Annotated in this window: 26 protein-coding genes and 1 riboswitch; of the genes, 3 read left to right on the top strand and 23 right to left on the bottom strand. The window is 42.5% G+C overall.

The features are described 5' to 3' along the window. Nucleotides 1-238: 238 nt before the first annotated feature. The 18 genes from CHJ_RS19900 to CHJ_RS19815 all read right to left on the bottom strand — a co-directional run bounded on the left by CHJ_RS19900 (nucleotide 239) and on the right by CHJ_RS19815 (nucleotide 18,780). Entirely contained in the window at nucleotides 239-1,717 is a 1,479-nt protein-coding gene (locus CHJ_RS19900; protein WP_317918751.1) for a vWA domain-containing protein, read from the bottom strand. 49 nt (nucleotides 1,718-1,766) lie between these two features. Continuing rightward, nucleotides 1,767-2,321: a TadE/TadG family type IV pilus assembly protein gene (locus tag CHJ_RS19895; RefSeq protein ID WP_317918750.1), complete on the bottom strand. Its 555-nt coding sequence runs from the start codon at nucleotides 2,319-2,321 to the stop codon at nucleotides 1,767-1,769. An 11-nt stretch (nucleotides 2,322-2,332) separates the two neighbouring features. Continuing rightward, nucleotides 2,333-2,815 (bottom strand): TadE/TadG family type IV pilus assembly protein, encoded by a 483-nt coding sequence (locus CHJ_RS19890; protein ID WP_317919218.1) that lies wholly within the window; start codon nucleotides 2,813-2,815, stop codon nucleotides 2,333-2,335. 470 nt (nucleotides 2,816-3,285) lie between these two features. Continuing rightward, nucleotides 3,286-4,401 carry a 2-iminoacetate synthase ThiH gene (gene thiH / locus CHJ_RS19885; RefSeq protein ID WP_317918749.1) on the bottom strand — a complete coding sequence of 372 codons (1,116 nt, stop codon included), beginning with the start codon at nucleotides 4,399-4,401 and terminating at the stop codon, nucleotides 3,286-3,288. A 10-nt stretch (nucleotides 4,402-4,411) separates the two neighbouring features. Continuing rightward, on the bottom strand, nucleotides 4,412-5,173 hold the full coding sequence (locus CHJ_RS19880) for a thiazole synthase (RefSeq protein ID WP_171751764.1): 762 nt from the start codon (nucleotides 5,171-5,173) through the stop codon (nucleotides 4,412-4,414). A gap of 2 nt (nucleotides 5,174-5,175) precedes the next feature. Continuing rightward, nucleotides 5,176-5,385 carry a sulfur carrier protein ThiS gene (thiS, locus tag CHJ_RS19875; RefSeq protein WP_216613312.1) on the bottom strand — a complete coding sequence of 70 codons (210 nt, stop codon included), beginning with the start codon at nucleotides 5,383-5,385 and terminating at the stop codon, nucleotides 5,176-5,178. Beyond that, nucleotides 5,373-6,191 carry a HesA/MoeB/ThiF family protein gene (locus CHJ_RS19870; RefSeq protein WP_411861574.1) on the bottom strand — a complete coding sequence of 273 codons (819 nt, stop codon included), beginning with the start codon at nucleotides 6,189-6,191 and terminating at the stop codon, nucleotides 5,373-5,375. Before CHJ_RS19870 ends, thiS begins: the two co-directional genes overlap by 13 nt. After that, nucleotides 6,178-6,897: a thiamine phosphate synthase gene (gene thiE / locus CHJ_RS19865; protein WP_317918748.1), complete on the bottom strand. Its 720-nt coding sequence runs from the start codon at nucleotides 6,895-6,897 to the stop codon at nucleotides 6,178-6,180. The genes CHJ_RS19870 and thiE overlap by 14 nt, the downstream gene beginning before the upstream one ends. A 99-nt stretch (nucleotides 6,898-6,996) precedes the next feature. Next, nucleotides 6,997-7,094: riboswitch (TPP riboswitch) on the bottom strand. 149 nt (nucleotides 7,095-7,243) lie between these two features. Further along, nucleotides 7,244-8,353, bottom strand: coding sequence for a [citrate (pro-3S)-lyase] ligase (citC, locus tag CHJ_RS19860; protein ID WP_171751761.1), 1,110 nt, complete (start codon nucleotides 8,351-8,353; stop codon nucleotides 7,244-7,246). A 280-nt stretch (nucleotides 8,354-8,633) separates the two neighbouring features. Beyond that, nucleotides 8,634-9,782: a lactaldehyde reductase gene (gene fucO, locus CHJ_RS19855; RefSeq protein WP_317918747.1), complete on the bottom strand. Its 1,149-nt coding sequence runs from the start codon at nucleotides 9,780-9,782 to the stop codon at nucleotides 8,634-8,636. A gap of 14 nt (nucleotides 9,783-9,796) precedes the next feature. After that, nucleotides 9,797-10,447: an L-fuculose-phosphate aldolase gene (locus CHJ_RS19850; RefSeq protein ID WP_171751759.1), complete on the bottom strand. Its 651-nt coding sequence runs from the start codon at nucleotides 10,445-10,447 to the stop codon at nucleotides 9,797-9,799. Between the two features lie 2 nt (nucleotides 10,448-10,449). After that, nucleotides 10,450-10,887: an L-fucose mutarotase gene (fucU, locus tag CHJ_RS19845; protein WP_317918746.1), complete on the bottom strand. Its 438-nt coding sequence runs from the start codon at nucleotides 10,885-10,887 to the stop codon at nucleotides 10,450-10,452. A gap of 64 nt (nucleotides 10,888-10,951) precedes the next feature. Further along, nucleotides 10,952-12,367 (bottom strand): L-fuculokinase, encoded by a 1,416-nt coding sequence (gene fucK, locus CHJ_RS19840; protein WP_317918745.1) that lies wholly within the window; start codon nucleotides 12,365-12,367, stop codon nucleotides 10,952-10,954. A 44-nt stretch (nucleotides 12,368-12,411) separates the two neighbouring features. After that, complete coding sequence (locus tag CHJ_RS19835; protein WP_171751756.1) at nucleotides 12,412-14,160, bottom strand: L-fucose isomerase; 1,749 nt, start codon at nucleotides 14,158-14,160, stop codon at nucleotides 12,412-12,414. Between the two features lie 219 nt (nucleotides 14,161-14,379). Next, nucleotides 14,380-15,333 carry an ABC transporter substrate-binding protein gene (locus CHJ_RS19830; protein WP_171751755.1) on the bottom strand — a complete coding sequence of 318 codons (954 nt, stop codon included), beginning with the start codon at nucleotides 15,331-15,333 and terminating at the stop codon, nucleotides 14,380-14,382. Nucleotides 15,334-15,375: 42 nt separating this feature from the next. Then, the gene (locus tag CHJ_RS19825; RefSeq protein WP_171751754.1) at nucleotides 15,376-16,356 is read right to left on the bottom strand and encodes an ABC transporter permease; all 981 of its coding nucleotides are present in this window, start codon (nucleotides 16,354-16,356) and stop codon (nucleotides 15,376-15,378) included. 4 nt (nucleotides 16,357-16,360) lie between these two features. Then, a complete protein-coding gene (locus tag CHJ_RS19820) occupies nucleotides 16,361-17,860 on the bottom strand; it encodes a sugar ABC transporter ATP-binding protein (RefSeq protein ID WP_317918744.1) in 1,500 nt (499 codons plus the stop codon). A 179-nt stretch (nucleotides 17,861-18,039) separates the two neighbouring features. After that, nucleotides 18,040-18,780 (bottom strand): DeoR/GlpR family DNA-binding transcription regulator, encoded by a 741-nt coding sequence (locus CHJ_RS19815; RefSeq protein ID WP_171751752.1) that lies wholly within the window; start codon nucleotides 18,778-18,780, stop codon nucleotides 18,040-18,042. A gap of 403 nt (nucleotides 18,781-19,183) precedes the next feature. Between CHJ_RS19815 and CHJ_RS19810 the strand changes: the two genes are divergently transcribed. Together CHJ_RS19810 and fucP are read left to right on the top strand one after the other, a co-directional pair. After that, nucleotides 19,184-19,873: a DeoR/GlpR family DNA-binding transcription regulator gene (locus tag CHJ_RS19810; protein ID WP_171751751.1), complete on the top strand. Its 690-nt coding sequence runs from the start codon at nucleotides 19,184-19,186 to the stop codon at nucleotides 19,871-19,873. Nucleotides 19,874-19,953: 80 nt separating this feature from the next. Next, on the top strand, nucleotides 19,954-21,252 hold the full coding sequence (gene fucP / locus CHJ_RS19805; RefSeq protein ID WP_317918743.1) for an L-fucose:H+ symporter permease: 1,299 nt from the start codon (nucleotides 19,954-19,956) through the stop codon (nucleotides 21,250-21,252). A 108-nt stretch (nucleotides 21,253-21,360) separates the two neighbouring features. Here fucP and CHJ_RS19800 read toward each other — a convergent pair whose 3' ends face one another. The 4 genes from CHJ_RS19800 to CHJ_RS19785 all read right to left on the bottom strand — a co-directional run bounded on the left by CHJ_RS19800 (nucleotide 21,361) and on the right by CHJ_RS19785 (nucleotide 24,688). Beyond that, on the bottom strand, nucleotides 21,361-22,104 hold the full coding sequence (locus tag CHJ_RS19800; RefSeq protein WP_171751749.1) for a helix-turn-helix transcriptional regulator: 744 nt from the start codon (nucleotides 22,102-22,104) through the stop codon (nucleotides 21,361-21,363). Continuing rightward, the gene (locus CHJ_RS19795; RefSeq protein ID WP_171751748.1) at nucleotides 22,085-22,870 is read right to left on the bottom strand and encodes a tetratricopeptide repeat protein; all 786 of its coding nucleotides are present in this window, start codon (nucleotides 22,868-22,870) and stop codon (nucleotides 22,085-22,087) included. The genes CHJ_RS19800 and CHJ_RS19795 overlap by 20 nt, the downstream gene beginning before the upstream one ends. Nucleotides 22,871-23,005: 135 nt before the next feature. Then, nucleotides 23,006-23,287 carry a tetrachloroethene dehalogenase gene (locus CHJ_RS19790; RefSeq protein WP_171751747.1) on the bottom strand — a complete coding sequence of 94 codons (282 nt, stop codon included), beginning with the start codon at nucleotides 23,285-23,287 and terminating at the stop codon, nucleotides 23,006-23,008. Nucleotides 23,288-23,302: 15 nt separating this feature from the next. Then, nucleotides 23,303-24,688 (bottom strand): reductive dehalogenase, encoded by a 1,386-nt coding sequence (locus CHJ_RS19785; RefSeq protein WP_171751746.1) that lies wholly within the window; start codon nucleotides 24,686-24,688, stop codon nucleotides 23,303-23,305. A gap of 152 nt (nucleotides 24,689-24,840) precedes the next feature. Here CHJ_RS19785 and CHJ_RS19780 point away from each other — a divergent pair, with 152 nt between their 5' ends. Continuing rightward, nucleotides 24,841-25,728: a LysR family transcriptional regulator gene (locus tag CHJ_RS19780; protein ID WP_317918742.1), complete on the top strand. Its 888-nt coding sequence runs from the start codon at nucleotides 24,841-24,843 to the stop codon at nucleotides 25,726-25,728. Between the two features lie 91 nt (nucleotides 25,729-25,819). On the opposite strand, the gene CHJ_RS19775 is transcribed toward CHJ_RS19780, so the two are convergent. Continuing rightward, entirely contained in the window at nucleotides 25,820-26,827 is a 1,008-nt protein-coding gene (locus tag CHJ_RS19775) for a hypothetical protein (protein ID WP_317918741.1), read from the bottom strand. Nucleotides 26,828-26,830 lie beyond the last annotated feature (3 nt).

Raw genomic sequence — 26,830 nt, 5'->3', positions numbered from 1 at the left:
CGCTATTTACTATGCAACAAACTGGGATTTTTTACACTGCGAGAAATGCTAGTTGGGGCACAGTTTTATCATAATAATGAAACACTTCTGCACTCTAGTAACGGTAAGCGGCTGGCTTTAAAGATCTATCTTAATTTTGCATAGGTGTAATCTGGATTTGTTGTAAACGTATATCCCAGCAAATAAATAGCTGCTAAGGTGGTTGATAGGTTGGAATTAATTAATAAGCCTCAACATTCTAAAGGGTTAATTTAATAATCACTTCTAGCATTTCACCAAAGCAAGGGGCAAGGGCATCTTCATCCACAGCATGGCAATAAACACCTTCAATTTGATCCGCTTGGAAATCAGCAGAGAGCGATGTGTCGTCCAGCATTATAGTGTCATTTGCCATACGCATTAACATATCTTCACCGTACTCGCTATCGGGTCCGGACTGTTGTTGTAATCGAGAACCCAATCCAAGAGTGAACACATAAATACCCTCTTTTCGAGCCAACTCAGCCATATCCTCTGATAGGTTACGAGAGATGCGACTCACTTTCCTAAACAAGTCATTACTGGAGTCTGAATGTCTATCGTACTGTGTGACAGGACGGTAACCCAAAGTCGAATTATAAGGTCCATCTGATAAGTTATTGTTTACTATTAATAGTTGATCAGAATTGGCACTAGGCGCATTAACATCTCCGGCAGGGTTTGTAACATACTGAGGAACATAGCCATCACTATCGCCGCTATAACCGCTAGCGTGAGTATTATAATAAGTTGGAAGCTCGGTGAGGTAATCGTCGATACTGCTACTTCTCCAAGAGTAGTCTGAATTGGTGTCATACACTTCATCATGTTTATACAAACCTCGTGGTGTACCACTTGTTCCGCTAGATGCTCGTAACGATCCTGTATAGACATTACCATTTGTCAGTTCGAACTTACTGGAAAAAGTATTCGGCGCACCATCGGTAAAAAACACAATCACTCTTAGATCCGCTGGATTAGGAACTTCACGCAACTGCTTTAATGCCAGATAAAAGCCTTCAGAAGGGTTAGTAAATCCGTCAAATTGAAACGCATCGATTGCCCCATTAATGCTCGTACTATTAAATCCTCGGCTGCTTGTAAATGCCTGAGGCACCTCGGCACCATGGCCATAAGCAATTAATGACACTCGATCAAAATTTTCATGAAACTTACCAATAAAATCTTTAGACCGAAGTTTAATATCGTTGGTCACATCCCCAAGCGACCCCGTTCTTAACGACGACGAATTATCAACCACAAAAGCAATATCCACAGGACGTCTCGTTGCTTGAGCTACCGCACTAACAGGGACATCATCGTAACCAAACATATTAAGTAAACTGGTCGGCATTACTGCGCTTGCACTAATATCAATGGTAATATTACCGGCACTGTCGCTCGGGTATGAGCTGGGTAGAACTAAAGTAGGCGTACTTCCGAGAAAATCTGCACTTATATTGGCATTAAAGTAGGCCTGAGCCGCTGCATTTGCCGCTGCATCCCCTTCTTCAATCGCTCTTGCTGCAGCAATAGCAGCCGCATCTACGGCAGCAAATAACTTAGCTTTAACCAGATAAGCTCTGCCCATATCAAATGCAAGCCCAGTAAGGAGGAGTAAAAAAGGCAGCGCAAGAATGGTGACCAGTTCCACCAAACCAGCTAATTTTTTTGTGTATGTGCGATTAATGGTTTTCATAGTTAATCTCGTTACTATTAATTTCGCTACAGTATGTCTAAGTACAACTTTACAAATAAGTTGCCTGTTTTATGGTCACATCTTCATTAACAACAAAGCTGAATATAGGCCGATAGGTATAAAACACTTCAACTACATAAACCGAATCATTGTCTTCCATCGTAATGGGAAAGCCTGTTAGCTCGCGTGCTGCCGTATCACTGGGCAGCTCACATTGACCAGATACCCAACTGGCACAACTGGGCCAAAGCTCACTTGCTTTGTCGATGCCCGCTTGAGTCCACTTAAACTGTTCTGTGATATAAGGGTTATCACCTGTTTGACCAACCACATGACTAATATAGATAATGCCATCTGAATTCATATCAACAAATTGAGACGTAGTGGCAACCACGTCCATTATATTTTGTTCGGTATAGTCTGATGTTCTGGATATTAAATGGGCACTTTCTCGGCTGAGATTTACTATTACACTTTGAGTATGAAGCATTTGAACTATTTCATGTAAGCCGAAGATAAATAATAAAAATATGGGTAGCATTAAAGTAAATGTTACTGTTGCGTAACCTCGAATTCTATTTTTAGTTATTAGGAATGAAGACATAATATATTCCTCTAAAAATTCTCGTTTTTTACAGTAGCACTCACTGTAAATCTATATTTACCATCATCCACAAGAGGATATAAAAATGGACTGGCTATTGGCCAAGTGCAATCGAGATGAATAGCAATCAACTCTCCCGAATCACCAAAACCAGCAACAGGGTTACCATCGATATCCAATACTCGAATATTGTCTACTGTCATTACATTACTGAACAGCCCATCGGACGATTGACTGATTTTAGCGATAACCGCCTCTTTACGGTCAGCACCATCGGTTGTGTCTGGATCGAGATCAGCTAAACCAGTAATAGCGTAACGGGCACCCTCGCTGACAGCGTGCTGCATAGTAAGTTTTACATAACCATATACACCAAAATCAATCACCGTGAACAACAAAAAAAAGAACAGCGACGCCACAATACTGAACTCGATAAGAGCACTGCCTTTTTGCTTGTCTTTGAACTGATGAGTGAGTCGCTTGCATCCCTGCATATGGTATTTACTATGCTTAATGCTTTTGGTGTACATACTCTATATCCACCTTATATACAATTAACTCTTTGAACCTAAATAATTATATTTTTATTATTTTAATAATTACCTCGATACAACTTACATTTAGTCACATACATTATAGACCAAATTATCAATAGCATCCTTTACATATCAAAAATCAATAACTCTTTTTGCTGAAATAAGACATCCCTGCCAAATTAATGCAATGAATAAAAAAACATTCAAAAGAAAAGTTCTATCATTATTTATCTTCAAGCACTATATTCAAGCAACTTCAAGGTCACTTGAATATATAATTAATAAAAATATTCAGATAAAACATACTGTTACTTTAATTACTTTTGCTCATTGCAAATTAATGCTATAAACCTTTACTCTCAATACGTGTATAATCAAGTGACCTCACGCTATATTGAGCTTAATGAGCAACATTGAGTGCAGCAGCTCTACCCCGAATAGGCGTGATGCCAATCTTTCCAAACCACTTGAAAACCACGTTGCATCACAGCTTGCGCTACATGGTCGACACTGCGTTCGTCACTTATTTCAAATTGTTCCAGCTCTTGCTGCGTATCCTCAGCGTATCCGCCCGGTTGAGTTTTTGACCCTGCAGACATCGTAGTCACACCTAATGGCAGCACATTATCCCTGAACTCTGGAGATTCCCGTGTAGATAGAGACAGCTCTACTTCAGGGTTGAGTAATCGGTAAGCGCAAATCAACTGAACGAGCTGACGATCACTCATCTCTGACTTCATCTTCACGCCACCTTCACACGGCCGCAACCGAGGAAAGGAGATGGAGTAGCGGCTTTGCCAGTAAGTACGTTCTAGATAATCCAAGTGAGCCGCAACATGGAATGCGTCAGTGCGCCACTCCTCTAGACCAATCAAGGCTCCAATACCAATTTTATCAATTCCTGCGCGGGCTAAACGATCCGGTGTTTGCAAACGGTAATCAAAATCCATTTTTTTGCCACGTAGATGATGCTCCGCGTAGGTTCTAGGGTTATAAGTTTCCTGATACACCATCACAGCATCTAGCCCTAATCCTTTCAACTCAGCATACTCTTGCTGCTGCAGAGGCTGAACTTCCATTGCTAAGTAACTAAATTGCGATTTGATCTCTGGTAGTACTTCACGAAAGTAATTCATGCCCACTTTTGTTTCGTGCTCGCCTGTCACCAGTAAAACGGAATCGAAGTTGAGTTGCTTAATCGCCTGACACTCTTGCTCTATCTCTTTTCTGTTCAGAGTGCGTCTTCGGATTCGATTTTCCATAGAGAAACCACAGTAGCTACAGGCATTGGCACATAGGTTTGATAAATACAGAGGAACATAAAAACCAATAGTGTTACCAAACCGCTGGCGAGTCAGTAACGCTGACTGTTGTGCCATTGATTCCAAGTAAGGTTCAGCCGCTGGGGAAATTAGTGCCTTAAAATCGTCTAAATCTCGCCTAGATTTATTCAATGCTCGTTCAACATCTTTAGCGGTCTTGCTATATATTGATAAGCAAATATCATCCCAATCCATTCGGGAAAAATGTTCAGAAAAACTCATCAGATTTCCCTTAATCAAGAAATGCAGTCAATGGACTAGAAGAAATGGCATGGTTTGCGGTTCCAGCTAACCCAGCCTTATACGCCATTCGGCCACTTTCAACTGCCAGTTTAAACGCCCTGCCCATGAGGATAGGATCATTAGCAACAGCAATTGCTGTATTGACTAACACCGCATCGGCTCCCATTTCCATCGCTTCCGCCGCATGAGAAGGCGCACCTATTCCGGCGTCCACCACCACGGGAACTCGCGCCTGATCAATAATAATTCTGAGAAAATCTCGCGACGCCAATCCTTTGTTAGAACCAATAGGCGAACCAAGTGGCATTACCGCAGCGCAGCCAACTTCTTCAAGTCGCTTACATAAGACCGGATCAGCATGACAGTACGGCATTACAATAAAACCCTCTTTTACTAGCTGCTCTGCAGCCGCGAGTGTTTCAATTGGGTCAGGCATTAAGTATTTTGGATCGGGGTGAATTTCCAGTTTAAGCCAATTGGTTTGCAAAGCTTCTCGGGCCAACTGCGCGGCAAATATCGCCTCTTTGGCGTTTTTCGCACCGGAGGTGTTAGGTAATAAGTTCACACCCGCATTGCGTAGCGGCTGCAAAATATCATCCTCTTTGTCATCGATATCAACTCGCTTTAATGCCATTGTCACCAACTCTGATTCAGAGGCAATTATCGAATTTTGCATATTAATGGCGTTCGAGTATTTTCCCGTTCCGGTAAATAGACGAGACTGAAACTGTTTATCGGCAATTGTTAACATGATTAACCTCCTGCAATGGCTTGAAATAAGGCGATATGGTCACCTTCGTTAACGACAGTCTCATTCCAGAGCTGGCGAGAAATGATCGCTTGATTGACCGCGACAGCAGATGCGCCATTTGGCATCTGTAACAAAGCAAGCAGCGCTTCAATCGAGGTATTTTCGGCAATCGACATAGGCTTGTCATTCACCTTTATTTCTATAGTTGACATGGTATTTCCTTATTAATCCTTGGTTCTTTATCCAAATCTTGTTCAAATGACGTGGCGCAGATCGGGCAGTTAACATCTCGAGAAATCGTCAGCCGTTGCCACTTCATTTGTAGTCCGTCAAACAGCTGTAAATGAGCAAAGTTCACCTCTCCGCAATCGGTGATGGCTTTTATTGCTTCGAGCGCCTGCATCGTACCCATAACACCCACTACGGGTCCCGAAATGGCGGACGTTCGGCAGCTGTTCTCTTGTTTATCTTGCTGTTCTTGTTGCGGAAAAAGACAGTGATAGCAAGGCCCTTGCTGTTGACGAAAATCGAAGCTCACTAGTTGTCCTTGCCAACGAATCGCGGCTGCCGATATCAAGATTTTCTTCTGTTCGAAACAGGCTCTATTAATGGCATAACGAGTGGAAAAGTTGTCACTGCAGTCAAGTACAATATCCGCCATACTCACTTCAATATTCAGTTGTTGGCCAGTCAGTGCCGTTTGAACTGGGCGTATGGCGACTAGCGGATTGAGTTGCTTCAATTGCTCTGCTGCACAGCGAGCTTTATTGTCATTTTGATGATGATCGCGATAGATGATTTGGCGCTGCAAGTTTGACCTCTCTACGCTATCGCCATCGGCAATCACAATATGACCAATCCCAGCAGCCGCTAAATACAGAGCAGCAGGAGAGCCTAACCCTCCAGCCCCAACGATCAACAAACGGCTATTTTGCAACGCAACTTGACCCGTTTCCCCCAGCTCTTCCAATGCAATTTGGCGGTTATAACGGAGAAACGCCTCATCAGTTAACATCATCAGCTCCCGACACCGATTCTCTCGTGACACTCAGCTTCTCGGCAAAGGCAGTAACCGCTTGCTCCACATCGCTGGCTTGAGTGATAGCACGCACTACCGCCACACTACTCACTCCCGACTGCCAAACTGCAGCAACGTTAGAAAGATCAATTCCGCCTATTGCCACGGTAGGAAATCGGCCGGCGACGGTATTGATATGTTCAGTGAGCGTCGCGACACCCTGAGGTGAGGTTGGCATCTGTTTGGTTGGGGTTGGAAAAATATGTCCGATAGCAATATAACTGGGCTGAATTGCTAAGCCTCGCTGCAGCTCGCGAGCAGTGCGAGTGGAGACTCCTAAACGAATATTGGCCGTTTTCAGAGCATCAAGATCTGCGCTGTCCAGATCTTCCTGTCCTAAATGAACGCCATAAGCGTGATGTTTGAGGGCCAGTGGCCAATAGTCATTAATAAAGACTTGCGCTTTATATTCTCGGCCAAGACGTATCGCCTCAATAATTTGTTTTTCTAAATCGGGTTGATGTTCATCTTTGATTCTAAGTTGAACGGTTTTTATCCCGAGCGCGAGTAATCTGGCGATCCAGTTAACATGATCAACCACAGGATAGAGATTACCAATTCCTCCTTCTAATGGAGCAAACGGGCAATGTGCAGTTGGCGCGAGTTCGCGTTCGGTATAACAATGAGATTGACGTGCATTCGACATAGCAATTTCCTAATAATTAATGATGGAAAATGCTTGGCGGATAGGTGCTTACAGAGCAAGTGTTTGATCTTAATTACGGACAGTATCAGATCAATATAGAGAGAATTTGCTCTTGTTCCTTTCGCAGGTGTTAGCCTGATCAAGTTCAACGGATCCCGCAATGCGGTCTCAGCCAGTTGGCACTCCGACAAGTATCGTTTGCGAGTATAAAAACAATATCGACTCCGCGCAAGCGCTTGTTAACCGCATTGCGCAAATAGTAATAGCTCAATAAGTCTTAGTGATATTTAACCAATAGCTATATCTGATTCTTGCCCTGAAGATGCCTCGGAAGCACCAATTACGATTATAGGGCAGCAGTAAATGTAGGCGTAGCTACTGAGTTGGGGAGAGGTTTGCTGCTGTAATGTCGCTTTCTTTCGTTGTATAGCGAGTCTTCAACGCTAAACAAGTTTTTCAAATAGTTGTAGGTGGTTGCTGGCACAAACTTGTTAATTTCATTCCAATCATTATTGAATAGAAGATGACGTACCAGTGAAGCAGATATCGGTTGGTTCTCCATCTCTTTACGTGGAATTTCTATCAAGTTAATGGCGTCATAATCCAATGACGGTGTGGTTAACCAGTTCTGCATTTGCTGATTATAAAAGCGGGTGACATTACAGATAGGTTCGGTGCCAACAAAACGGTGGGTAATTCCTAACGATGGCCCGATAAAACTTCTAAACAGTTGTAGATCAACCGCGGTATGGCAATAGTTAATAACGCCATCATCTTTCAAGAAGTAACTTGGAAATGTGGCACGAGAGATGATGTAATCGGACCCTTGATGGACAATAACATTGTCGAGGTCAGAAACCCCCTCCTCAATCATATTAACTCTGTCTTGATAGGTGAAAAAAGAGCTATCCTCTTTCACCACAAAAAGGTGCAACCAATCACATTGACTTGCTGCATGTTCAACCAAGTATCTATGTCCATTGGTAAACGGATTGGCATTCATAACAATACTGCCAATTTTACCACCCGCTCTTTTTAATGATTGAAGCTTACGACAATATTTATTTAAGCGACTTTTACTATTTTCTAAAAGAACAACTCGATCTTTTACTGAAGTAAGTAAATAAAAGCCCGCCTTATTAAACATTTTATAATTTTCGGGTTTGGTATATATAAATAAATTATAGCGACCAAGGTCATATGCATAAGTCACAAGTTGAGACAGAAGCTTAGTAGAAAGTCCTTCACCCTGATAGTCATTGTTCACTGCAATGGACTTCAGTGTATTCCCCGCAAGACCACCACATGCCACGATTTCGCTGTCGTGATAAGCGCAGACAAAAAACTCCACATCAGCATCGATACCAAGTCCCATGCTGTTCAAAAAGTTATTAACCATTACCAGTTTTCGACCTGCTTTGGTTTTTATTTTTTCGAAATGAATTGTCGCTAACACTAGCTTGTCTCTATATTCTACTTACCGATAAAGTGTCTCTCTTCATGGGTTTTAAAAATATGATTTAAATCATGGTTACGCTGGAATATAGTCAAGTAATTGTAAGGTATTTGTTTAACAAGATTTTGTTCGCGTCGAATTATATAAATGACAAGCCAATAATAAAAAGCACAAATTAGTAAGCGTCTTATATGCTCAAGTAAACTCTATGGCATAACAAGCAAAAAAGCCGCTCGAGGAACGGCTAAAACAACTCATTTTAGAGCATTTTAAAATGTACTTACATAGCAGTTAAGTACAATAGAGAAACGTCATCAGGAGAAAGCTGACGTGGGTTGCCTCCCATACAAACATCTGCAAGCGCTTTATCTATCCATGCATGGCTATCTGATTCTTTGATGCCTAAGTCAGAGAAACCGGCTGGAATGCCGACTTCTGACGACAACTTACGTATCAGTTCTATGGCTAACATCGCCGCATCCATATCGTTTAACAAACGAGTATCACCGCCCATTGCTTCTGCCACTGCGCGATAAGGTTCAGGGTTTGTCTTGGCATTAAATTCACTAATAACAGGCAACAAAATCGCGTTACACACCCCATGAGGTAAGTTATGCGTCGCACCCGGTTGGTGAGCAAGTGCATGTACTGCACCTAAACCCGCACTATTAAATGACATTCCCGCCAAAAACTGTGCATCCGCTAACTTACCACGAGCGTCAATATTCGCACCGTCTTTCACCGCAACAGGCAGCCATTTGGTAATTAAGCGCACAGACTCTAGTGCTGTTGGCAAAGTTAAGGTATGCGCTCCCGGCGTGACTATAGACTCAATAGCATGCGTCAATGCGTCCATACCCGTTGCGGCGGTAACACTTGCCGGAAGACCTACCATTAAGCTCGGATCATTCACCGCAACATCGGGAATTTGTTTGCCGTCAACGATAACCATCTTCACGGCATTTTCTTCGTCAGTAATGACCGAGTTAGAGGTCATCTCAGCCGCGGTACCCGCAGTTGTATTAATCGCAACAAAGAATACACCGGGATTTTTGACTAGACCCACACCATTGTAGTCACAGATGTCCCCTTCGTTGCTTGTCACTATTCTGATCGCTTTAGCACAATCAATTGGGCTGCCGCCGCCAACCGCGATCAAACAGTCACATTCAGCCTCTTGATAGAATGTCTTTCCGTCACGAACTAACGTGGCAGTTGGGTTTGGCGTAACCTTGTCAAAGACTACATACTCAAGGCTTTTGTCGTCTAGTGCTTGATAAAGCGAATCCAAGATACCCAGCTCAATAAGATTATTATCCGTAACAATCATCGCTTTTTTAACGGCTTGTTCAGAAAGCACGTCAACCGCGTCTGCGACTGCGCCTACACCAGACAAACTTAATTTTGGTAAATTTAATGCAAATGCCATTTTAACCACCCCTATTATTTTTCTTCTACACGTAAGCCGTATGACTTAAATTTCTCAATAACCAACGCCATTTTTTCGTCACTAAGTACATCGTACTTTTGACCTGTACTTAAGATTTTCACGTAGGTTTCCGCTAGCACTTCTACTTCATGCGCAACCCAAAGTGCTTTTGCAAGGCTATCTCCGGTGGCAATACAACCATGATTTCCTAACAGAATGGCTGAGCTCTGTTTAATACCTTTGGCAACATTCGTAGCAAGTTCCACACTGCCAAATGTAGCGTAAGGAATACATGGAACTTCTGTTGTTCCAGTGACAGCGACCATATAGTGAATAGCAGGAATCGGCTTATTTAAGATGGAGATAGTGGCACAGTTGATGGCATGGTTATGAACCACCGCATTCGCTTCTTCCCGTGCTTGATAACAAGCTAAGTGAAAAGCCCATTCACTTGATGGAAGCTTACCCTGTTCAAAATTGCCTTCCGCATCAACATAAACAATATGGTCTGGAGTAAGTTGCTCGTACTGGATGCCAGTTGGAGTGATTAGCATGCCATCATCATAACGAACACTGATGTTACCTGCTGTGCCTTGGTTAAGTCCTAGGCGTGTCATTTCAAGACAAGTATCAATTATTTCTTGAGATAGTTGTTTACGGTTCATATTTATTCCTTAATTGGCGTAACGCCTTTCTTTAAAATGATGTTGCCATACTTTGCGGTCTCTCCGGTTAGTACAACAGCAGAACAATTTTTTACACGTTGATAAAAACTAAAACGCTCTACACGCTCCAGTGCTGGCGGACTTTCTAAATGTTGACTTATCGCCGCCATGTACCTTTTTTCAACCGATGGATCGAGCTCATCACCTTCCACCGCGTCCATCATGACAAGAGGGCATTCGACATACTGATCAAGTTCAAAAAGAGGAATAATTCCATCTAACAACGTAGATACACTAATGCCATCAGCACGAATCACATTGTTATTAAATGTGTTAGCGGGAAAGTGCGCATCCGCTAACAAAATCTCATCACCATGGCCCATTTCACAAAGTGTCGACAGCAACTTTGGACTAATGGCCGGGTGTATATTTTTAAGCATATTTCTACTCCAACTCGTTGTAATATTGGAAATAATTGTTATTGGGACAATGACGTTACTCGTATCAGCCTTGACGGGGAGTGACAGTAGTAAACGACGGTTTCATCGCCTTTTGCGCTTCATCTGCACTTTTATATACGCCCGCTCCTGCCAGCGCGTACATTGCCGCCCCCATTACGGTGCATTCCGGTTCATCCACCACCAAAATCGGCACTTCAAGTACATCCGCTCGTATTTGATTCCAAAGGCTATTTCTCGATCCCCCGCCTACTACTACTAAGCTGTCAACTTGGAACTTACCCACCTCAGAAAGGGTGGCTAAACTCTCTTTTAGCTTGCTCGCCAGTCCTTCTAGCGCAGAGCGATATATCTCTCCCCGCGTGGTGTTGATGGATAGTCCAGAGATGTGCCCACCGGTGACATCGTCTTTTTTAGGTTGAAATGACGGTATAAATTTCACCCCATTGCATCCCGCCGGTACGGCACTTCCTTCTTTGATCATTTGCGAGTATTTATTAGGCTGTTGCTGTAGATCCGGAAAATACGTACTGGAAACCCACTCCATAACCGCACTGGATAACCACTGCACCGCTGGGTTATACAAGCCCCGTTTCGCATCAAGTTCCGTGGTTAGGCCATCAGCTAAATAACTAGGGTTTAGCGTCATGTTATTGGCTCTCGCCATGAGAATTTCCCATGTACCAGAGCTTAAAAATGGTTGATTCTCTTCAACACCGGAACCAAACAGAGCAAACTGAGTATCATGTCCGGCAGAGATAACCGCCGTCCTGTCTGGCACATCGAACAGTTTCGCCATTTCATGACTAACCGTTCCAATCACTTCACCCGCATCCACCATGGGAGGAAAGTGGTCTTCCGTCAGGCCAAGATAGTCAAGCGCCTCTGTATTCCATTCACCCGTTTGCAAGTTTGTCAGCATTGACGTACCCGCCATGGTGCGATCGGTAGTCAACTTGCCAGTGAGCCTGTGGTTGATCATTGAAGAGATAAAAACAAACTTGTCCATCTGTTGATAAACCTCAGGTTCATGCTCTTTGAGCCACCTAAGTTTATAAAGAGTGTTAAAGGAGTAATCTCCAACGCCGTTTTCTAAATAGAGCTTTTGACGATCCATCTCTGCTTCAACTTGTGCCATTACTGCAATGGTTCGCGAGCATTTCCAAGAGATGATGGGATAGATTTGCTGACCATCTTTATTAAATGGTGCGCCATCAACACCAAAAGTGGTGACCGCGATTGCTGAAATATCCGCCCTCTTCATGTCCGGTAGTTGAGCCGTAACATTGCCAACACATTGAACTAATTTGTTCCAGATATCGTCAAAATTCCAAACGTGCTCATTGCCTGTCTGAACGGTTTCATTGCTAATATGATGAGAAGCCACAATATGACCTGATGACTCAACAGCAATAGCCCTAACGTTTGTAGCACCACAATCTAATATAAGTGCGATAGACATATTAAAACCTCAAGAGAGCGCCCCAATAGGGCGCTAAAAGATAATTACTTATATAAAGGACCGAAGTTACTGCACGCTCGGTAATCTTGTCCCTCTGCGTCTTGGCCAAATGCCGACCATGTATGAGGACGGAAAATATCTTGGCTATCAACATTGTGCATAGAGACAGGAATTCGAAGCATAGCGGCTAACGAAATAAGATCCGCACCATGGTGTCCGGAAGTTATAACGCAGTGGTTAGCGCCCCAGTTCGCCATAACGTCATAAACATTCTTAAAGGCTCCTTCACCCGTAAGACGAGGGACAAACCAAGTGGTTGGCCATGTTGCGTTGGTACGTTCGTTAAGCGTGTTATGCACCTCTTCCGGCAGTTCTATTGAATGCCCTTCGGCAATTTGCAGCACCGGGCCTAAGCCATCAACTAGATTGATACGGTGCATGGTAAATGGCATACCACCTTCAGTTAAAAATTGAGACGAGAAACCGCCACCACGGAAGTACTCTTCAATGGCTGGGCACCATTTTGTGGCGTTTAGCGACGCTTCCACATCTTGCTGAGTTAACTGCCAGTGCGGTTTCATCACTGGTTGGCCCTGCTCATCTCGTGCTTTACCTGCACCGTCAAGGGCAGCAGAACCCGAGTTAACAAGGTGGAGGAAACCAATCTCAGGACGATACCCGGTTACACGCTCAACCGCGTCTTGAGACCAATAGGTACGGACATCATGGAATATCTGCGCCTCGCCGGTAAGTAGCTTACCGAACATCATATTGACACCATTCAAGCTGTCATTTTCCGTCGCTAGGCAGAGTGGCTCGCGAATCCCATTCCAGTCAAAAGAAGAGTTAAGAATCGCTTCGGAGAAATCTCCATTTGGTAAATGATCCGTCCAATGACGTTGACCTTGGAAACCACCTAAAATTGCGTTGTGACCAAGTGACTCTTCACCAAATCCAAGCTCTGCTAAGCGAGGATTACCATTCATCAAGTCACGCATAATCATGGTCATTTTCACCACAGTGGCCCAATCTTCCGCTTTACGCTCTTCGGTAAATGGTGTGCCGTTGTAATCTTTGCCTTCTTTACACCACTCTTTTACCCAAGACAAAGCAAGTTCCAGCTCTTCTTTGTCGTAAACTTCACGATCTAATCGACGTTTGATTTCCATCATGTCGACATATTCATTACGCATTCCAAGGTATTTTTGGAAGAACTCAGGGTTAACCACCGAACCGGCAATTCCCATAGAAACCGATCCCATGGATAGATAGGATTTACCACGCATAGTTGCTACCGCTAAACCAGCGCGACAAAAACGTAGAATTTTCTGTTGTACATCGGCAGGAATAGTTTCATCCCCTGCTTCTTGAACATCTTCACCGTAGATAGAAAAAGCAGGCAATCCCACTTGAGAATGTCCAGCCATTGCCGCCGCGAGGTAGACTGCGCCAGGACGTTCGGTGCCATTAAAACCCCAAATTGCTTTAGGTGTATGCGGGTCCATATCAATGGTTTCTGTGCCGTAACACCAGCAAGGAGTGACGGTCATGACCAGGCCAACATTTTCGCCTTTGAATTTCTCAGCACAAGCTGCCGCTTCTACAACGCCACCAATGCATGTATCTGCAATGACGCATTGAACACTCTCACCATTAGGGTGACGTAGATTGGCTTCAATAAATGCAGCCGCTCGCTCAGCCATGCCCATCGTTTGGGCTTCTAAAGACTCTCGTACACCCATACGACGACCATCAATGGTAGGACGGATGCCGACTTTTACTAGGTTTGTCATGTTTCTATTCCTGTATTAACGTTCTAATCCTGCATTAACGCGACTATTTTGCATTAACGCCATATGGCTAGTTATTTCAGTTCTACTTGACCAGAAATCTATCACTTAGTCTGCGGAATCAGACTCATTCTGGGCAGGTAGCTAATAAAATTCATATCACTGAGCAGATCCTAGAGACATCGGCTCGCGCTAATGCCTCTAAAATTAACTCGTTAACGGTTATTTTTTACCGAACGGATAAAGCAATGTTTGCATTTCAGGGCTATCAATATTGTCTGCTGTAATCACTTTTACAGGGATATCCATTACTGGTGGTACGTTTTTGCCTTTAAGTACCGCGTATAATGTTTTTAGTCCTTGATAACCGATTTGATAAGCATCTTGTACAACAAAACCTTGGATAGTACCCGCCTTCAAAAAGCTGATAATGCCTTCCGTGCTATCAAAACCCACAACCAATACTTTGCCAGCTAAGTTCATGCTATCGATCGCATTTGCAACACCCAGTGTCGCCCCTTCATTAGTCGCATAAACAGCCGCTAAATCAGGATTTGCACGGTACATATCAATGGTTTTATCCATGGATTTTTGCGGGTCACCATCACTATATTGAACTTCTAACAAATTGATTTCTGGATAGTATTTTTTCATCGCGTCGATAAAGCCATTTGAGCGTTCAATCGCACTTTGCGTACCAGCAACGTGAGCAACGATACCAACCTTGCCTTTACCTTTAAGCATTTGTCCTAACGCCATTGCCGCGTCACCACCCGCTTTAATGTTGTTCGTGGCGATGAAACTCTTTGGTATATCTGAATTAACGCCAGAGTCAAAAGTGGCAATCTCAATACCTCTCGACTTCGCCTCTTCGACTGGAAGCACCAATGCATTTGAGTCTAAAGCCGCAAGTAAAATGGCTTCTGGGTTCCTCGCCATCATGTCTTCCATCAGCTGAATTTGCTGAGAGATCTGAGTTTCATCCGCAGGACCAACAAAGCTAGTTTTGATGCCTAACTCTTCCGCAGCAGTGTCAGATCCAAGTTTCACTGTTTGCCAGAACTCATGTTGATACCCTTTACTAACAACAGGAATATAAATTTCATCTTTTGCTTGCGCTGTACCAAAGCCGATAGCAGCAAGTGTCAACATTAGTGGTAATTTAATAAACTTCATTGATGTTTCTCCGTGTATATAGGATATAAAGGATTAATATTGTTATTTCATTTTCTTTCTTAGTGTGTCTAGATAAACCGCTGCAACAACCACAATACCCATTGCAACCATTTGCCAGAATTGAGAAACCCCCATTAGGTTAAGTCCGTTTTTGAGGATGCCCATAATCAACGCACCGATAATGGTTCCGCCAATTGTTCCGATACCACCCATAAGGCTGGTTCCGCCGATAATTACTGCTGCAATAGCTTCTAACTCATACCCAACACCAACCGTTGGCTGACCAGAATTTAGTCGAGACGTTAAAATGACACCGGCAACACCTGTTAACAGCCCGCAAAATGAGTAAACAAACATTTTGACTTGGTCGACCTTGATGCCTGATAAGTGAGCAGCATCTTCACTGCTGCCTACCGCATAGATGTAACGACCAATCACTGTGCGCTTCAAAATATATGCAGAGATAAGAGCGATGATGGCAAAGTAGATAACAGGGTAAGGAATCAGATCGAACAGGCGACCTTGCGCCAGCATTCTGAATGTTGGGTAGTCTTGAAAATAAAGAGCTCTACCATCAGTTAAAACAAGGTTGATACCTCGAACTGACATCATCAAACCTAGGGTAGCGATAAAGGGTGGAATGGCTGCGCGAGTAACCAACAAACCGCTTAAGCAACCACATAGCAAGCCCGCTAGCGCTCCGGCAATAACACACATCCATAGCGGCAAACCTATTGATGCGGCTAATCCAACTGCCACACCAGAAAATGCCATGACGGAACCAAGGGATAAGTCAATTCCTGAGGTGATGATGACGTAAGTAACACCAATAGCCATGATGCCAATAACAGCGGTTTGTAATGCTACGGTCAGTAGGTTTGACACATTCAAAAAGTAAGGTGTAGCAAAACTAAAAAATACCATTAATAGCACTAGGCTAATCAGCGGAGCTAGCTTCATTAGAAGCTCTTTGTTTATCAATGTTTCTTTTGGAGCGATTGATGGTTTTACATTGGTAGACATTTTCTTATCCTTCTAAAGTGGCATATTTCATGATGTTTTCTTGAGTGGCACGTTCGGCTTCTAACTCACCTGTGATCTTGCCGTTACGCATCACCAAGATACGGTCAGACATACCTAATACTTCAGGCAGTTCGGAAGAGATAACGATGATGGATTTACCTTGCGCGGTAAGCGTATTTATGAGTTCGTAGATTTCCAGTTTTGCACCGACATCAATGCCGCGTGTTGGCTCGTCAAATATAAGAATCTCAGTATCTTTACAGATCCATTTGGCGATAATGATTTTCTGCTGATTACCGCCACTCAAATTCCCAGCAAGCTGGTCTAAATCAGGGGTTTTGATCTTCAATTTATCTTTCAAATCTTGGCTTACTTCATGACATGCAGCCTCGTCAATCACCGAAAACTTATTCGAATACTCTTTATAACTACTGAGCATGGTGTTGACATTGACGGACAAACCTAGTGCTAACCCTTCTTTCTTTCTGTCTTCAGTTAAATAACCAATACCGAGGTCGATTGCCGAGTGAACGTTCTTTATCTCAGCGCGTTTTCCAAATAGGGTGATTTCACCGCTGTCTATAGGATCGGCACCAAATAGAGCCCTAGCGACTTCCGTACGCCCTGCCCCCATAAGCCCGGCAAACCCTAAAATTTCACCACGTCTAAGGTTGAAATTAATGTTAGATAGAACCCCTTTTCGGTTTAAGTTCTTAACCTCTAATACCAGTTCATCACTCGGTTTATTGTGTCGTTTCGGAAAGATATCGCCGAGGTCGCGACCAACCATCATTGCGATCAGTTCATCAATAGTGGTTTCAGCATAATTAACGGTGCCAATATAGGTTCCGTCTCGCATCACCGTTGCTCTATCGGCGATCTGCACCAACTCTTCTAACCTATGGGATATGTAAACAATGGCGACACCTTGCGCCTTCAGCATATTCGTTACGTCAAACAGGCTTTTTATTTCACTCTCTGTTAGCGCCGCGGTTGGCTCATCCATAATTAAGATTTTTGCATTAACAGAAAGCGCTTTTGCAATCTCAATCATCTGCTGTTGCGCCACTGTTAAGTTTTCAACTAAAGTGTCGGGTTTAATATCAAGATTTAACTTGTCTAAAATCTCCTGGGCCGCCTTTTCTTGCGCAGCTTCATCAAGCATCCATTTGTTAGCGCCACGAAACTCTCGACCAATAAATATATTTTGTGCAACGGTCAGTTCAGAAAATAGATTAAATTCTTGGTGAATAATGGCGATGCCTTTATTTTGGGCGGCAATAGGAGAGCGAAGCTCCACATAGTCCCCTTCAAAGTGAATCTTACCTTCGTTAGGAACATGGACACCGGACAGCACTTTCATTAAGGTCGATTTACCTGCGCCGTTCTCTCCCAACAGTGCATGAACTTCCCCACGTCTTAAATTAAAATTGACGCGATTTAGCGCTAATACACCGGGAAATTTTTTGGTGATGTTTTCCATTTTCAAGATTGTAGTATTCATAAAATTATCCTTTATTTACCTCACCAATGGGCACATCCAAAGAGAACTTAGTTACGTTTGACATATTTATTCCTCAATATTGCTTTGTATATTTCAGGCAAGATTATCCCTCGACCGAACACTTAATATTCAGCCAAAACTAAAATTTTAGGTATATATATCTTTTATTTATATAGACATCAGTTAACTACAACATTATTTTCTTTTAACGTCATAACATCATCTTCTGCAAAGTTTAAATTAGTAATCAAATGGTCTAACGCGTTAATATCACAAACCTTCAGCAAGCTTCTCTTATTTACCTTTGATTTATCCGCAATAAGAACCACTTTATTTGAAATTTTAATTAATGACTTTTTAATCTCATGATTATATTCATTAGAATCCCAAACCCCACTATTAAAGTCGACACCAACACAGGAAATAAAACAGACATCAAGTGACATCTTATCTAATGTTTCTCTCGCAATAGACCCATAGAACGATTTATATTTCTCAGAATAATTCCCACCCAAACTTATAATATCTATATTGGTTTTCTTCTCTAGTGCATTAATAATGTTAATTGAGTTAGTTACTACCGTGCACTCTATATTGGGTAGCGACTGGGCCAATAACCAACTTGAAGAACTTGCGTCGAGCCCTATCACTGAATGCTCATTAATTTGACTTATCGCCATCTCCACAAGCTGTTGTTTGTCTCCAACATTGCTTTTTGCACGTTTTACAAATGATGTTCCAATATCGTTAGTATCTTTGCTTATTGCTCCACCATAAACACGAACCAGCAAACCTTTTTTATCAAGCAATTTTAAGTCGCGTCTAATTGTTTCAAGTGACACTCCAAACATGTTGGAAAGTTCGTCGACTTTTACTTCACCCGTTTCATTAAGTAGTTTGCAGATTCTAGTTTTTCGCATTTCGTTTCCTCTCGAAGTGGGAGAATAATAAAATCTTATTTATAGTTTTTCTTAGACTCTCGTCACGAAATGACCGTTTTTGCCTGTTTTTGCGACCTATGACCGTTATTTATCTCATTAAATGCCCGTAACGGGCACATTAATAGCAAAACGGGCACTGATTTGGCCTATTTTTGATGATTTGATTAATGTTAAGTTGCTAAAACAGAGAAACGGCTAATGCTCATTTGAAAATCGGGAGTAAAACCACGATTTCGGAGATAATAAATAGACTAAAGACTCAACAACAGTCATTTTTTGTGGCATTCGTTGACAATCGGTCATAAACGGGCACAATGTGACTCCTGTCTAGGTTTTCTATTTCAAATACGTTTAGTATCTTTTACCCACAAGAGGAGCAGTAATGCGCAAGAAAAAAATTGTTGACTACGTTAATACCAACCAAGAAGCTACCGTTGAAGAACTGGCTAATATGTTTAACGTATCAGTGGAAACCATTAGACGAGATTTAAAAGCTTTAGATGAGAAAGAGCTATTAATACGAGTTCATGGTGGTGCCACTATTAAACAAACAAATGATGTTGGTACCTCGTTTAACAATAGAGCAAAGAACAACATCGAAAGTAAGCAGCTTCTTGTTGATGAAGCGATGGGCGAAATTTCAGAAGGTGCCGTCATTGGGCTTGATGCGAGCTCTTCAAGTTGGTTATTTGCTCAAGCAATGCCAAATATCTTATGCACAGTTGTGACCAACTCTATAAACGTAATATTAGCTTTAGAAAAAAAACGTAATATCAGCATCATTAGCCTCGGCGGTAATTACTCCGAAAAATACAAAGCATTTTATGGAAAAAATGCCAATGACAATCTGCGAGAAATGAACTTAGATTTGTGCATTATTTCGTGTGTCGGTTTTAGTGAGTCTTCTGGTGTATGGGACTCTAACGAATATAACTGTGATATTAAAAAGACATTAATATCCGTTTCTGATAAATCAATATTAATTGCAGACAAATCGAAACTGAATAGAAAAAGCCTCCTTAGAATATGCAACTATTCAGATATAAACTTAGTCATTACGGACGCTATATAGTGAGTTAAGCACTATTTATTAAAGCGTCACATTACAACAGAATGCACTTTATATACTCAAGTGACCTCAAGGATTGTAAAATGTCGGATCTATTATGCAACACACATTATAAAAATAGTGCAGAAGTTATTCCTCAAAAAATTCGAATTGCCTTCTGGTTACTTTGCACCTGTTTTGCCATGTGGGGCTTAGCAAATAATATGACCGATGTGCTTATTGCACAGTTTCGTAAAGTTTTTACTTTAACAGATATGCAATCTGGTTTAGTACAAACCGCATTTTATGGTGCCTATTTTGTGCTGGCATTACCTGCGGCGCTGTTTATTCAAAAATACAGTTATAAAGCAGGCGTCCTTCTCGGCTTAGGGTTATTCGCCGCTGGTTCACTGCTCTTTTACCCGGCTGCGCAAGCGATGGAGTATATGCCGTTTTTGATAGCGCTTTTTGTTCTGGCTGGTGGTTTATCTATTCTAGAAACCAGTGCTAACCCCTATATTCTTGCCATGGGCCCAGAGGAAACCGCTACTCGCCGACTAAATATTGCTCAAGCCTGTAACCCTATCGGTTCGATCACTGGAGTACTGATAGGTAAGTTCTATATTCTCACCAAACTCAACTCTGCCACCGATCAAGAGCGCCAAGTCATGCCGGCTGAACAACTGGCTGAGATTCAAACAGCAGAACTTAGCGCCGTAATGACGCCCTATCTATTGGTTGCCGCGGTTATCGTCTGTATCTGGCTTGCTGTCATGTTTACCAAAATGCCTAAGATTTCTGACAACAACTCTACCGATAAAAAACATGACTCTATAACCGCGACTTTTGGTCGCCTAATAAAACGTAGCCACTTCACCAACGGCGTTATTGCGCAGTTTTTTTATGTAGGCGCACAAATTGGTTGTTGGTCATGGACCATTCGATATGTGATGAATGAAGTAGGCGGTACAGAAGCAGAAGCATCCAGTTATTTACTCACTTCAATCATTGTTTTCTCTATTTCGCGCTGGGTTTGTGTTGGCTTAATGAAGTATATGGAACCACAACACCTGCTATGCGCATTATCTGCATTCGCCACACTCTTTATATCCGTAATTATGTTCGTTGGTGGTGAGATGGGAGCATACGCGCTAGTTGGCGTCTCAGCGTGTATGTCGCTAATGTTCCCTACTATTTTTGGTTTATCTTTGCGTGATCTTGGCGGTGACTCTAAGTTTGGGGGCAGTCTGCTTATTATGGCGATTCTTGGTGGCGCATTACTTACCGCAATTATGGGACAAATATCTGACTCTCACGGTATTCAAGCCTCGTTTGTCGTTCCTTTGGTGAGCTTTATCTACTTAATTTATTTCGCTGCCGTTGGTCATAAAGTCAAAGTATAGCGTGGCCTATACTCAAGTGCTTTTAAAGCGCTGGATTCAGAGTAGCATCAACAGTTTCGATTAGAGAATGTCACATGAACATTCTCATTTATCTCAAAATCGGTTGTCTTAACTGATGATGCCTTTGCGGAACAGTTCTGCAATCAAATTCCCTCGGTTTTTCGCTCCAAGCATTTGTCTCATCGCTTCAATATGGTATTCCACACCCGAACGACTTATATGTAACTTCTCTGCCATTACTCTGGTAGAAAAGCCTTCAGCCATCATTTTTGCGATATGAATTGCATTGTCACAAAATGTCCCTCTCACTTTGTATAGATTAAAGCCCTTCCCCTCAAATGCCATCCACAAGGTGTAGATCTTATTGGCAAGGGCAACGAGCTTATCTTGAAAGCGATGCAGAAATAAGCTTGGGTTAAAATCCGATTCTGAAGAGAAGCTGAAGCAGACTGACGCTTTCCAACGATCTTCTATCTCATCACTCACCGGCACTAAAATCGAGTAGCTGTTTTCGTATTCAACATTAAAACGACGACTGAATTTTTTTAGCGCCACCTGCTGCTCTTTCTCAATTAACGAACTGTTATGCAGTATTGGTATCTTTGCTGTTAACGCTCGCTCAACGTTATTGTCGTTATAACTTAAAAAAGGTGGAGGGCATCGCCAAACATACTCAACGGGAACATCCTTGGTGGAATATACCAACGTCATGTATTGAAAATCTTTTTCTTTGAATTGGGTTGTCGCGCGATCGTCTGTTCGCAAGCCTCCCCAAATATCAAAGCTGGTTAGCTCTGCACCATCAAATGTTATCGTTTCATCTTTCCAGTGATTAAACAGGGGCAGGTTCATTTTGGCACCACTCCTCAGCACGTTGTTTTGCTTGCTGTTTCTCTATGTCGTTCAACGTGAAAAGCACATCACTCAATAACTCTTTCAAATTCGGCATGCCATAATAATCACAGAAAAAATACAAGCTATAAGCTTTGATTACATCCTTATTGATACCAAAACCATGCTCTAACATCGCCCCCATCACTAAATATGCAGGCAGATATTTTTGCTCCATCGCTAGCACTATATTTTTTCGGGCAAAAATATAATCTGTTGGCACCTCTTTACCTTGGTAGTAGATGACTCCAAGTCGATATTGAGCAAATCGGTCCCCCGCATTGGCGGCCTGCTGTAATAGCTCTATCCCTTTAGCGACATCTTTATCCACGCCTTTCGCTTCTAAGTAGCAATCTGCGAGATTTGTTTTTGCTTCCATCACCCCTTGTTCGGCTAATTCAATCAGAAGTTCCGTTGCTTGATGATGTTTATCTTCATGTCGATACAGAGTCGCCAAAGCAAATTTCGCCGGAACAAAACCGCTCTCCGCGGCGAGAGTAAACCAGTCAGATGCCATGCTCAGATCTTGTTGGCAATAGCGACCTTCTGCATAGAGCACACCTAACTGATATCTCGCTTCATCTAAACCTAACTCAGCGGACTTATGCAGCAATTCAATCGCGGATGCGACGTTAACTGAACGACTATTTTGTTTCATTTGGTCAGCGGCTTGTTTGTAATAATCAAGTGCTCTATCTGACATTTGTTGTGCTTCTATCTTTGACATAGGCGATCTACTTTGTTGACTTTTGACACTCAAGTAACCTCTAGATCATTGTTTCGCAAGAATTTTTCTTTCCTGAACCTGGAGATCACTTGAGTAAATCACGTTCATTAACAGCTGATTCATCTATTGATGACGCTAACCTTCGGTTTTATTTGGAGCAATCTGGGTACGCCAAGTTACAACGAATATGGCGATAGAGATTAGACCAAACATAATCAGCCCCATTGCCCCTGACTGAGGTTCACGCTCAACGAAGGATGCCCACGACCATGCAATGCAAAACCACATACCAATGGCAGAAGCAATCAGACCAAGAGTCGCAATGATATTTAACTTATATTGGCTAGCTATTTTTCTATATCCTACAAATGCCGCCACCGTTAACATTCCTAGCAGGTACCACATCAATGCCATCATAATTAGTTCTCCTTATCACACTTCTATATCTTTGCCGGTTTTCCAGAAATCATGAACCGCTTGCTCATCAAACACATTGCCGTAACCAAACAGCTCATCCATCACTTTCATAAAGGTATGAATTGGGCCACCAGTATAGGCGTTCGATGCATCGATCAATCTGTGATGCCAGAAATCAGGCTTGTTCCAAGGACAAGCAGTTAAGCAAATAGCACAATCGGTACCGCTATCTACCCAGTACTTGTAGCACTTCTTAGCGTCGTTATAGAATTTCTTCACCCCACGCTGGTGATGCCATGAATAATTGGGGTCTTCGCCATTTTCATACGTTGGTTCCCAGCCTGGCTCGTCATCCATAGTAATTGCTTGAGAAGGACACTTCTCCGCACACAATTTACAGTTTTGACAGAACTCCATGATGCCGTAGGTTTTTGGCGTATCGTATGCCTCTTCAGGCAATTCCATATCCGTATAGACTTTGGCAATTCGAACCCGAGGACCAAATCGAGGCGCCATTAAGTGACCATTTCTCGCCCCTTCACCTAAACCAGCTTCGATCGCATAAGCCACGCTGTTGCCTAGGTCGTTTCCTGAAGCAACTGCTTGATAACCCAACCCACGTACGAATGACGCCAAACTGCCGGCAACCGTCGCCATTTTTGAGTACCCCATGCCGATTGCAGCGCCCGAAACAAATGAAGGAGCTGTCGCCAACGCTTCATAGTCTTCATCCACCAAAACCACAATGACGCTTTTAGGCTTAAACGGAAACTCATCCCATGAAACTTCACGCTCCTCTTCATAGTCGTACAACGGATCCCAGTTCCACACCTTATGATTGCGGGTGATGCCACAACGTGCAGCGCCTAACAACCTTGCGGCCGATTTGATGCTTTGATTGGCGTCTTCGCCACTCTCAAATTGCCATTTGTGAGGCATCAAACCATGCTGTTCCCAACCATACACTCCTGAGTTAATGGCTAACCGAGGAGAGCCGTCGGCTAAGGTATCATTCATAGCCCAACCGGCAATTTCCAGCGCCAAATCTAACTGACGCATCCCCGGTTTACTGTTGTCCAAACCCACCATTGGGCTAAACATGTTTTCTTGAAAATTCCAGCCTCCAGCAAAGTTTTGGTTTCGCTCTGGGTATTTTTCTCCCAGCGCTTTACTGCTGACAAACGCCCAAACCGAATTTTCCTGAGCCATCGGTTTTAAGACATCAGGATCAATCGGTACAGGGAAGTTTTTATGGCTTTGGCTTTCAATTTTATTGCTCGCATAAGCGCCAGTTGCACTGACACCTGCAATTGCGGCCGCTCCTAGACCTAATTTAAAAAAATTACGACGGGAGTTGTCTTTAATTTCATTTGTACTTTCAATTTCAGTTTCTTTTGACATAATAAAATCTCGTTTGTAAAGATTTATAAATAATGTGTATTAAGCAATGGATTTATATCCCACGTTTATTTATTAACGAAATCAGTTAATGTTGGAAATGCCAACATATTGGAATACAAATGATAATCACTTTCAGAAAAGGCCTACGCTAAATGAAAGATTTTAACTACAATCAACTTATTTCTTTTGTTGAGGTCGCCTTATATTTAAATATTTCTACTGCCGCGCAACATTTAAATAAAAGTCGAGCAACAATATCAGAACATATTGAATCACTCGAATTTGAACTTGGTCACAAGCTTTTTTATAGAAGTGGTAGAAAAATCAGCCTGACCCCATTTGGTGAAAAGATACTCCGGCCATCCATTTTACTAACGCGACAGATATTTACTTGGCAAAACACGGTTGAGAAAGCGAACCCAGATACAGACCACAACTGCATTCGTCTCGCTTACGATAATGTTATGCCCAAGAAAGATATCAAAGGCTTGATGGAACACTTCCATCATCAAGGAATAGATATAGAGTGCGTTTCATTAAGCTCAAATATATCAACCGATCTGCTTACTAAGAAAGCGGTCGACATTATTATTACGCCTAACGAAGATGAAAATATAAGTGCGGAAGTAAGACGTGAAATTGAATGGAAAATAATTGGTTCAATGCCGTACCGATTTTACGCCCATCGCGACTATTTTAGTGAAAGAAAAGTTGAACTTAGCCAATTACTTAGCAAGATTCAAATATTGCCAAATGAGTATCAAAATAAAAGTAGTGATGAAAAATTTATATTTTCATCTAACAACAAGATTATTAATGATCTCGATCTACTTAGGAGTGCACTAGAAAATAAAATGGGCTGGGCATTTTTACCAAAGCATATACTTGCCGAACAGTGGAACGATATCGAAGAGTTTCAGTGCTCTCTTGGCAAAGAAGGATTTGTGACCCCAATTTTAGCAAGGTGGCGTCCCGGAGAAGAGGTCATTATCTCGTCAGTACTGACCTATTTTGAACAAAATGAGGTGTCGTTTCCATAACGACGACAACTCCATATCGGCTACAAAGGTATGTCTGCGCATAGAGTGTCATTATCATCTCATGGGCGCAGACTATATTTTGTTCCGTTTTTTACTCTATCCAATGTGCCACGGCGTTATCAAGGCTGGCTATGATCTGTTGTGAAGAGAGGCCTTGCTGTTCTGCATAGCATAATGTTGCGCCAAGACCGCAACCCTCTACCACATAACCTCTCTCATACATTCTAATCGCGTCATAACGTGAGTGATTAAAATCAACAATAGGTGTCACTAATTGACTGTTTTTAGGCAAATAACGAGCAGAAAAAGTAGCGTCTGTAGAGTCCATAATCCATCGTGTGGTCGCAATATTTATCCGCTCCACCCGTGACGTTTGCATAGCAATAACAGGCGCAAAAAACATGGTTCCCCCAGCAAGATTAATCTCTGGCAATCTATTTGCTAACAATGCACACGTTGCCCGCTGAATAGGGTCAGACAGGGACTTATCATTTAAAAATAGCGACACATCCCTTGCAAAGTCACAAGTTTTCGATAATAGCTGCCGAATCAGTTGCTCTTTTCGGGTTAACTTTATTGGGTCTTTAGTGCTACCAGCCAACAACATCTCTTTGCTCAACCAGTGCTTTAACCAGACAGTGGCGTAAGTGGTTCCACCAATACCTGACTCAGCGATGAGATGCTGCTCGTTCATGGCCGCTTCTCGCTTTAACTCGGGCACCATCACTGAATTTATCAGTTGTTGTTCTTCGCCACATTCACATTGATGAACCACCACATCATCCAGCTTGCTGTTGGTGAAATCGGGGAGATGATCTAAGCCGAGCTGGTAACAGTGTAAACGTATCTTAAAGCCTTTCTTTTGCAGAGCAGTCAATATGCCATGCACCAAAATCGCTGGAGTAACAGAACCGTTGGTTAAGCACGGTGAAGGCAAAAAACGCCCCTTCAGAGGGGTATTAGCTTGTCCACATGCTATTAACTCGGTATCACGAGTAGGGTGATACTTCATTAACCCCTCCCCTGCCCCAGCATCACTAACAAGATGCAGATCTTTAATGGGAGCAACACCGTTAAAAGTAAAGTAATTCAACCACATGCT

This window comes from Vibrio sp. MACH09 (genome assembly GCF_033238805.1).
Classification (GTDB): Bacteria; Pseudomonadota; Gammaproteobacteria; order Enterobacterales; family Vibrionaceae; genus Vibrio.
This window is presented reverse-complemented; position numbering and strand designations above follow the sequence as displayed.

Coding starts and splice junctions, on each gene's coding strand:
- CHJ_RS19835 (WP_171751756.1), bottom strand. CDS start 14,160: ATGACAAACCTAGTAAAAGTCGGCATCCGTCCTACCATTGATGGTCGT.
- thiE (WP_317918748.1), bottom strand. CDS start 6,897: ATGTCGAATGCACGTCAATCTCATTGTTATACCGAACGCGAACTCGCG.
- CHJ_RS19870 (WP_411861574.1), bottom strand. CDS start 6,191: ATGATGTTAACTGATGAGGCGTTTCTCCGTTATAACCGCCAAATTGCA.
- thiS (WP_216613312.1), bottom strand. CDS start 5,385: ATGTCAACTATAGAAATAAAGGTGAATGACAAGCCTATGTCGATTGCC.
- CHJ_RS19820 (WP_317918744.1), bottom strand. CDS start 17,860: ATGAATACTACAATCTTGAAAATGGAAAACATCACCAAAAAATTTCCC.
- CHJ_RS19800 (WP_171751749.1), bottom strand. CDS start 22,104: ATGAACCTGCCCCTGTTTAATCACTGGAAAGATGAAACGATAACATTT.
- fucP (WP_317918743.1), top strand. CDS start 19,954: ATGTCGGATCTATTATGCAACACACATTATAAAAATAGTGCAGAAGTT.
- CHJ_RS19810 (WP_171751751.1), top strand. CDS start 19,184: ATGCGCAAGAAAAAAATTGTTGACTACGTTAATACCAACCAAGAAGCT.
- CHJ_RS19825 (WP_171751754.1), bottom strand. CDS start 16,356: ATGTCTACCAATGTAAAACCATCAATCGCTCCAAAAGAAACATTGATA.
- CHJ_RS19780 (WP_317918742.1), top strand. CDS start 24,841: ATGAAAGATTTTAACTACAATCAACTTATTTCTTTTGTTGAGGTCGCC.
- CHJ_RS19890 (WP_317919218.1), bottom strand. CDS start 2,815: ATGCAGGGATGCAAGCGACTCACTCATCAGTTCAAAGACAAGCAAAAA.
- CHJ_RS19895 (WP_317918750.1), bottom strand. CDS start 2,321: ATGTCTTCATTCCTAATAACTAAAAATAGAATTCGAGGTTACGCAACA.
- CHJ_RS19880 (WP_171751764.1), bottom strand. CDS start 5,173: ATGTTAACAATTGCCGATAAACAGTTTCAGTCTCGTCTATTTACCGGA.
- CHJ_RS19785 (WP_171751746.1), bottom strand. CDS start 24,688: ATGTCAAAAGAAACTGAAATTGAAAGTACAAATGAAATTAAAGACAAC.
- CHJ_RS19815 (WP_171751752.1), bottom strand. CDS start 18,780: ATGCGAAAAACTAGAATCTGCAAACTACTTAATGAAACGGGTGAAGTA.
- CHJ_RS19900 (WP_317918751.1), bottom strand. CDS start 1,717: ATGAAAACCATTAATCGCACATACACAAAAAAATTAGCTGGTTTGGTG.
- fucU (WP_317918746.1), bottom strand. CDS start 10,887: ATGCTTAAAAATATACACCCGGCCATTAGTCCAAAGTTGCTGTCGACA.
- fucK (WP_317918745.1), bottom strand. CDS start 12,367: ATGTCTATCGCACTTATATTAGATTGTGGTGCTACAAACGTTAGGGCT.
- thiH (WP_317918749.1), bottom strand. CDS start 4,401: ATGAGTTTTTCTGAACATTTTTCCCGAATGGATTGGGATGATATTTGC.
- fucO (WP_317918747.1), bottom strand. CDS start 9,782: ATGGCATTTGCATTAAATTTACCAAAATTAAGTTTGTCTGGTGTAGGC.
- CHJ_RS19775 (WP_317918741.1), bottom strand. CDS start 26,827: ATGTGGTTGAATTACTTTACTTTTAACGGTGTTGCTCCCATTAAAGAT.
- CHJ_RS19830 (WP_171751755.1), bottom strand. CDS start 15,333: ATGAAGTTTATTAAATTACCACTAATGTTGACACTTGCTGCTATCGGC.
- CHJ_RS19795 (WP_171751748.1), bottom strand. CDS start 22,870: ATGTCAAAGATAGAAGCACAACAAATGTCAGATAGAGCACTTGATTAT.
- CHJ_RS19790 (WP_171751747.1), bottom strand. CDS start 23,287: ATGATGGCATTGATGTGGTACCTGCTAGGAATGTTAACGGTGGCGGCA.
- CHJ_RS19850 (WP_171751759.1), bottom strand. CDS start 10,447: ATGAACCGTAAACAACTATCTCAAGAAATAATTGATACTTGTCTTGAA.